9 protein-coding genes and 1 tRNA gene are annotated in these 6,266 nt (G+C 63.0%); 9 read left to right on the top strand and 1 reads right to left on the bottom strand.

What is annotated here, in order from left to right; translation table 11 throughout:
- From RBB18_RS12000 to hisH, 9 genes are all read left to right on the top strand, one after another.
- Positions 1-900: phosphodiesterase (locus RBB18_RS12000; RefSeq protein ID WP_371931638.1), on the top strand; the 900-nt coding region annotated here is incomplete at its 5' end.
- 127 nt (positions 901-1,027) lie between these two features.
- A complete protein-coding gene (locus RBB18_RS11995) occupies positions 1,028-1,321 on the top strand; it encodes a ribbon-helix-helix domain-containing protein (RefSeq protein WP_103762446.1) in 294 nt (97 codons plus the stop codon).
- An 88-nt stretch (positions 1,322-1,409) separates the two neighbouring features.
- Positions 1,410-1,805 carry a VOC family protein gene (locus RBB18_RS11990; protein ID WP_306111840.1) on the top strand — a complete coding sequence of 132 codons (396 nt, stop codon included), beginning with the start codon at positions 1,410-1,412 and terminating at the stop codon, positions 1,803-1,805.
- Positions 1,806-1,896: 91 nt separating this feature from the next.
- A complete protein-coding gene (locus RBB18_RS11985) occupies positions 1,897-2,427 on the top strand; it encodes a Twin-arginine translocation pathway signal (RefSeq protein WP_103762444.1) in 531 nt (176 codons plus the stop codon).
- A gap of 15 nt (positions 2,428-2,442) precedes the next feature.
- On the top strand, positions 2,443-4,014 hold the full coding sequence (locus RBB18_RS11980) for a GMC family oxidoreductase (RefSeq protein WP_306111839.1): 1,572 nt from the start codon (positions 2,443-2,445) through the stop codon (positions 4,012-4,014).
- Between the two features lie 167 nt (positions 4,015-4,181).
- Positions 4,182-4,316, top strand: a complete 135-nt coding sequence (locus RBB18_RS11975) for a hypothetical protein (RefSeq protein WP_274592391.1) — start codon at positions 4,182-4,184, stop codon at positions 4,314-4,316.
- A gap of 88 nt (positions 4,317-4,404) precedes the next feature.
- Positions 4,405-4,479, top strand: a tRNA-Gly gene (locus tag RBB18_RS11970).
- Between the two features lie 145 nt (positions 4,480-4,624).
- Positions 4,625-5,212, top strand: coding sequence for an imidazoleglycerol-phosphate dehydratase HisB (gene hisB, locus RBB18_RS11965; RefSeq protein WP_103762442.1), 588 nt, complete (start codon positions 4,625-4,627; stop codon positions 5,210-5,212).
- A 4-nt stretch (positions 5,213-5,216) separates the two neighbouring features.
- Positions 5,217-5,855 (top strand): imidazole glycerol phosphate synthase subunit HisH, encoded by a 639-nt coding sequence (gene hisH, locus RBB18_RS11960; protein WP_306111838.1) that lies wholly within the window; start codon positions 5,217-5,219, stop codon positions 5,853-5,855.
- A gap of 3 nt (positions 5,856-5,858) precedes the next feature.
- Here the strand turns inward: hisH and RBB18_RS11955 are convergent, their stop codons facing one another.
- On the bottom strand, positions 5,859-6,218 hold the full coding sequence (locus tag RBB18_RS11955; RefSeq protein WP_170067154.1) for a DUF2147 domain-containing protein: 360 nt from the start codon (positions 6,216-6,218) through the stop codon (positions 5,859-5,861).
- Between the last annotated feature and the right edge of the window lie 48 nt (positions 6,219-6,266).

Genomic DNA, 6,266 nt, shown 5'->3' with positions numbered 1-6,266 from the left:
ACCCGCCCTGCCCCGCCCAACAGCCCTCTTTCCAAACTCCGCGAATCCGACAAAGCTGCGCCGATCCGAACCGGGGCTGTCATGCAGAAAATACTCGTCTTCACCGACATCCACTTTCTTCCCGAGGGCGAGACGATCATCGGCATCGACCCCGCCGAGCGCTTCGCCCAAGGGCTTGCCCATGCGCAGCAAAATCATCCCGACGCCGCCCGAATCGTCATCACCGGCGACCTCACGCATCACGGCACCGCGCCCGAATACGAACGCCTTCACGCCGAGCTGTCCAAGGCCCGCATCCCGGTCTCTCTGATGCTGGGCAACCATGACCGACGCGGCCCCTTTCGCGCGATCTTTCCCGACACGCCGCAAACGCCTGATGGCTTCGTGCAGGACGTGATCGACCTCGACGACACCCGCCTCATCCTGCTCGACACCCTCAACGAAGACGCCGACGACACCCATAGCGGGCTTCTTTGCGACACGCGGCTCGACTGGATGGAGACCGCCATCGCCGGGGCCGGACGCCGGCGGGTCATACTCTTCATGCACCACCCGCCCATCCTGACCGGCTTCGGCGGGATGGACTGGATCGGGCTGAAGTCGCGCCGCCAGCTGGCCGCGCGGCTGGAAGGCCACGACACCGTCCACCAGATCGTCGCCGGCCATATCCACCGCACCATCCAGGGCGGTTTCGCCACCGGCGCGGGCAACCGCATCCCCACCGCGATCTTCAAGAGCCCCTGCCACCAGATGCCCATGGCACTCGGCTTCCAGGATCCCAGCCTGTCGATCGACGAGCCGGGTGCATACGGCCTTCTGCTGCTCACACCGGAGGGTATCGTCGTCCATACCGAGGACTTCACCATCCCGCCCGCAGCACGGGTCTGTTACGACCACTAGCCGCCAGTCAGCTTGTCCCGGTGTGCCTTTCGTTGCGTGCGGGACCAAAGTGCCCCTTCCCGTACCCGAAGGAATAGGCAATCATGGAGTTCCTGAATTGGCATGATGACATTAGGGAGGACGTGACATGTGCCGCATGTTTGCCGGGCAGGACCCGGAACGATACGAACTCGAGACCCGACGTATGCGCCTCAACGGCCAAAGCACCAGCATCCGGCTGGAAAAATCCTTCTGGCGGATTCTCGACGACATCGCCGCGAACGAGGACATTTCCACCCCGGCCTTCGTGTCGAAACTGCATGGCGAAGTGCTGGAACTGCATGGCGAGCCCAAGAATTTCACCTCGCTTTTGCGCTGCACCTGCCTTGTCTGGCAGGACAATCAGGCGACCCAGCCTGAAACCCGCATCGCCGCAGAGTAACCTAAAGCGCCTGTAGTAACGGTTTACTACCCCCACCCACCGGGCGCTTGGTACACTTCTTCGACCATTCACAAAGTCGGAGAAGCCCATGGCAAAAGCCATTCACAGCATGATCCGCGTCCTCGACGAGGCGCGGTCGGTTGAGTTCTACAAGACAGCCTTCGGGCTGGAGATCGCGGACCGCCTGGATTTCGAGAAGTTCACGCTGGTCTATCTCAGCAATTCCGAATCCGAATTCGAGCTTGAACTGACGGTCAACAAGGGGCGGGAGGAGCCCTACGATCTTGGCGATGGCTACGGCCATTTCGCCGTGTCCGTCGACGATCTGGAAGCCGAGCACGCCCGCTTCACCCAGGCCGGGCTGGAGCCGCGCAAGGTCGTGGAATTCGCCCCCGACGGCGAACTTGTCGGCAAGTTCTTCTTCGTCGCAGACCCCGACGGCTACGAAATCGAGGTGCTGCAACGCGCCGGGCGCTTCAAGTAACGCCCGCGACAACCGGCTTCGGGCATGGCGTGTCCCGGGGCCGGGTCAAACACCAATCACCAAAACTCACGCCGCATCTAGGGAGGACAAGATGTTGAGTACCCAGACAAGACAACTCCGCCGGCTGACCCGGCGCGACCTGCTGAAAGGCACGACCGCCTTCGGCGCCTTCGTGCTCGGCTCCAGCTACGTGGCAGGCGCGGGTGGCGCCTGGGCCACCGAAATGGACGCGCTGAAGCCCGAAACCTTTGCGACGCTCGTGCAGATGGCGCGCGATATCTACCCGCACGACCGCATCGCCGACGAATACTACGTGGCCGCCGTCAAGGGCTACGACAAGCCCGAGGAAGTCGACGCCATCACCGCGGGCATCGACGCGCTGAACGATGCCGCGCGCAATATGCACGAGCTCGAGTACGCCGATATTGGCTGGGAACGCGACCGCGTCGACGTGCTGCGCTCGATGGAGGACGACCCTTTCTTCCAACGCATCCGGGGCGGTCTGGTGACCGGGCTTTATAACCAGAAAGCGGTCTGGCCGGTCTTCGGCTACGAGGGCGAAAGCTTCTCCAAGGGCGGTTATATCAACCGCGGCTTCGACGACATCGCCTGGATCGGCTGAGGGAGGATTCAATCAATGACTGCACCATTTGAACTTACCGACGACAGCGTCGTCGTCGTCATCGGCACCGGCGCGGGCGGAGGGGTCCTGGCCAACGAACTCGCGCAGAAGGGTGTGAGTGTCGTCGCTCTCGAGGCTGGCGGCCGGTATCTGCCAGAAGACTATGTCAACGACGAGTGGGAAAGCTTCGGCCAACTGGCCTGGCTCGACCCGCGCACCACGTCGGGCGACTGGCGCGTGGCCAAGGATTTCTCCGGCCTGCCCGCCTGGATCGTCAAGGCCGTGGGCGGCACAACCACCCACTGGGCCGGCGCCTCGATCCGTTTCCAGGATCACGAATGGAAGGCGCTCACGAACTACGGCGAAGTCGAGGGGGCATCGCTGCTCGACTGGCCCATCGACCCGCGCGAGATGGACGACTACTACGACAAGGCCGAGAAGAAGCTGAACGTCACGCGCACCAATGGAAATCCCGGCCTGCCCGGCAACAACAACTACAAGGTGTTCGAGGCCGGCGCGAAAAAGCTTGGCTACACCGAGGTCCATACCGGCCGCATGGCGATCAACAGCCGCGACGACCAGGACCGCCTGATGTGCCAACAGACCGGCTTCTGCTTTCAGGGGTGCAAATGGGGCGCCAAGTGGTCCTCGGCCTATACCGACATCCCCGAGGGCGAGGCCACCGGCAATCTCGAAGTGCGCGAAAAGGCCCACGTGGCCCGCATCCTGCACAACGAGGCGGGCAAGGTCACCGGCGTCGAGTATTTCGACGAGAACGGCGATCTGCAGATGCAGAAGGCGCGCGTCGTCTGCGTCGCGGGCAACTCGTTCGAATCGCCCCGGATGCTGCTCAATTCGGCCTCCAACATGTTCCCGAACGGTCTTGCCAACAGCTCCGATCAGGTGGGGCGAAACTACATGCGGCACATGACGGGCTCGGTCTACGCCGTGTTCGACAAGCCGGTGAAGATGTGGCGGGGCACGACCATGGCGGGCATCATTCAGGACGAGTCGAAACACGACCCGAGCCGCGGCTTCGTTGGCGGGTACGAACTGGAAACCCTGTCGCTCGGCCTGCCCTTCATGGCGGCTTTCCTCGATCCGGGGGCATGGGGGCGTGAATTCACCACGGCACTCGACGAGTACGAGAACATGGCCGGCATGTGGATCGTGGGCGAGGACATGCCCCAGTCCACGAACCGTGTGACGGTCAACTCCGAGGTGAAGGACCAGTTCGGCCTGCCCGTGGCGAACGTGCATTTCGATGATCACCCAAACGACATCGCCATGCGCAACCATGCATACGACCGCGGGACGGCGATCTATGACGCGGTGGGCGCCACGCGCACGTTCCCGACACCGCCCTACCCCAGCACGCACAACCTCGGCACCAACCGCATGTCGGAAAACCCCGAGGACGGCGTATGCAACAAGTGGGGCCAGACCCACGACATCGCTAACCTGTTCATCTCCGACGGCTCGCAATTCACCACCGGGGCGGCGGAAAACCCCACCCTGACCATCGTCGCCCTGGCCATCCGCCAAGCCGACCACGTCGCCGGCGAGTTGTCCGCCGGCAATATCTGACCCGCATCTCCCCGGGTCAGGTATCCGGGCGGGCCCAGCGCTCGCCCGGGTGCGTGTTTCCGCCCAAAGGCGGGCCTCGGACGGTTTTTCTTGCCGCACCCTGTCATACACACTACTTTTGATTGCACCTTGCTGCCTTTGGCGCCCTCTCTTGAAGGAGATGTGACGTGACCGGACTGCACGATCAGGACCAAGATGTCCCTTCGCCGCCCACCAAGCGGCGCCGCGCCCTATTCCTCGCCTTTCTGCTGCTGGCCTCGACGCTGATCTATGTCGAGTTGATCCTGCGCTACAGCGCCTGACCGGACGCGGGGCAAAAAAATTTGCAGCCACTGCGATTTTCCCTTGCAGGGCCGCGCCAGACTTTATATCTCCGCCTCACCCAAGGACGCGGGCGTAGCTCAGGGGTAGAGCATTACCTTGCCAAGGTAAGGGTCGTGAGTTCGAATCTCATCGCCCGCTCCAATTTCTCTCCAAGTTGATCGATTGGGCCGGTAGAACACCGGTCCAAGTGCCAATCGGCACCACGTTTTCCCCACCCCACTTCGCCCCCTTGGCGCGCCTGCCAACCCCGCCTATAACGGCGCGGCAAACACTCAGGGACGCACCCATGCGCAGCGCCAGCATCACCCGCAAGACCGCGGAAACCGATATCTCCGTCAAGATCGACCTCGACGGCACCGGCACCTATGACAACCAGACCGGGGTGGGCTTCTTCGACCACATGCTGGACCAGTTGGCCCGCCACGCGCTGATCGACATGGAAATCCGCTGCAAGGGCGATCTGCATATCGACGACCATCACACGGTCGAGGATGTGGGAATCGCGCTCGGTCAGGCGCTGACGCAAGCCGTGGGCGACAAGAAGGGCATCCGCCGTTACGGTGCCTGCCTGCTGCCGATGGACGACGCTCTGGTGCGCGCCGCGCTGGACATTTCCGGCCGGCCCTACCTCGTGTGGAACGTCGCCATGCCCACCGCCCAGATCAAGACATTCGACACCGAGCTGGTCCGAGAGTTCTTCCAGGCCTTCAGCACCCATGGCGGGCTGACTCTGCACGTGGACGCGCTGCACGGGATCAACAGCCATCACGTAGCGGAGGCCGCGTTCAAGTCCGTCGCCCGCGCCCTGCGCGACGCGCTGGAAATCGACCCGCGCAAGGCCGATGCCATCCCCTCGACCAAGGGCACGCTCTGACCCCATGACAACCGTTATCGTAGATTACGAGTCCGGCAACCTGCACTCGGCCGAAAAAGCGTTTCAGCGCATGGCGGCCGAGGTGGGCGCGGACAAGGTCGTGGTCACGTCCGACCCCGACACGGTGCGCCGTGCCAGCCGTATCGTCCTGCCCGGCGACGGCGCCTTTCCCGCCTGCCGGAAAGAACTTTACGACCATCGCGGCCTCTTCGAGGCGATGCGGGAGGCCGTCGTGACCAAAGGCCGCCCGTTCATGGGAATTTGCATCGGGATGCAGATGTTGGCCACGCGAGGGCTGGAATATACCGAGACAGACGGCTTTGACTGGATTGCCGGAACGGTCGGTCCGATCGCGCCCGCGGACCCGTCGATGAAGGTACCGCATATGGGCTGGAACGACCTGGTGATCGACTGTCCCCATCCCGTGCTGGACGGCGTCAGCACCGGCGACCACGCCTATTTCGTCCACTCCTACCATTTCGAGGTTTCGGACCTCGACCAGCGCATCGCCCATGTGGATTATGGCGGGCCGGTGACGGCTGTGGTCGGCCGCGACAATCTCGTCGGCACCCAGTTCCACCCGGAGAAAAGCCAAGCCACCGGTCTGCGCATCATCCGCAATTTCCTGACCTGGGCGCCCTGAGGCTTACTGGATCCGTGTCCAGTTCTGCGACATGCAGATCGGGCCCATGCAGCCTCGCACGGTCATCCGGTCGCCCTGAAGTCTCATGCCGGCCGGGTATTCGCGCTGATGTGCCGGGATCCAGGCGCGGCCTTCATACTTGCCGTTGCCGGTGGGCGTGGCATTGCGGATCACCGTATGACCCAGGCTCGCGGCCTTGATCTCTTGCCCTTGCGAATTGAAGGTGCGGGTGATCTCGCCACAAACGGCGTTGCCGCAGTCGTAGACATTCACATGGGCAATGATGCCCTTCTTGTCGGGCTCGGTTTGCCACGTGCCCATCGCCGGATCAGCCAATACCGCGCCCGTGGTTCCAATCAACATTGCAAAAGACATAACCATACGCATTGGCCGGGCCTCCTTCCTACCTGA

This window comes from Roseovarius sp. MMSF_3298, assembly GCF_030733705.1.
Classification (GTDB): domain Bacteria; phylum Pseudomonadota; class Alphaproteobacteria; order Rhodobacterales; family Rhodobacteraceae; genus Roseovarius; species Roseovarius confluentis.
This window is presented reverse-complemented; position numbering and strand designations above follow the sequence as displayed.

What these genes read in the sequence shown, in the direction of transcription:
- RBB18_RS11990 (WP_306111840.1), top strand. Translation starts at nt 1,410, where the DNA reads ATGGCAAAAGCCATTCACAGCATGATCCGCGTCCTCGACGAGGCGCGG.
- RBB18_RS11955 (WP_170067154.1), bottom strand. Translation starts at nt 6,218, where the DNA reads ATGTTGATTGGAACCACGGGCGCGGTATTGGCTGATCCGGCGATGGGC.
- hisB (WP_103762442.1), top strand. Translation starts at nt 4,625, where the DNA reads ATGCGCAGCGCCAGCATCACCCGCAAGACCGCGGAAACCGATATCTCC.
- RBB18_RS11985 (WP_103762444.1), top strand. Translation starts at nt 1,897, where the DNA reads ATGTTGAGTACCCAGACAAGACAACTCCGCCGGCTGACCCGGCGCGAC.
- RBB18_RS11980 (WP_306111839.1), top strand. Translation starts at nt 2,443, where the DNA reads ATGACTGCACCATTTGAACTTACCGACGACAGCGTCGTCGTCGTCATC.
- RBB18_RS11995 (WP_103762446.1), top strand. Translation starts at nt 1,028, where the DNA reads ATGTGCCGCATGTTTGCCGGGCAGGACCCGGAACGATACGAACTCGAG.
- hisH (WP_306111838.1), top strand. Translation starts at nt 5,217, where the DNA reads ATGACAACCGTTATCGTAGATTACGAGTCCGGCAACCTGCACTCGGCC.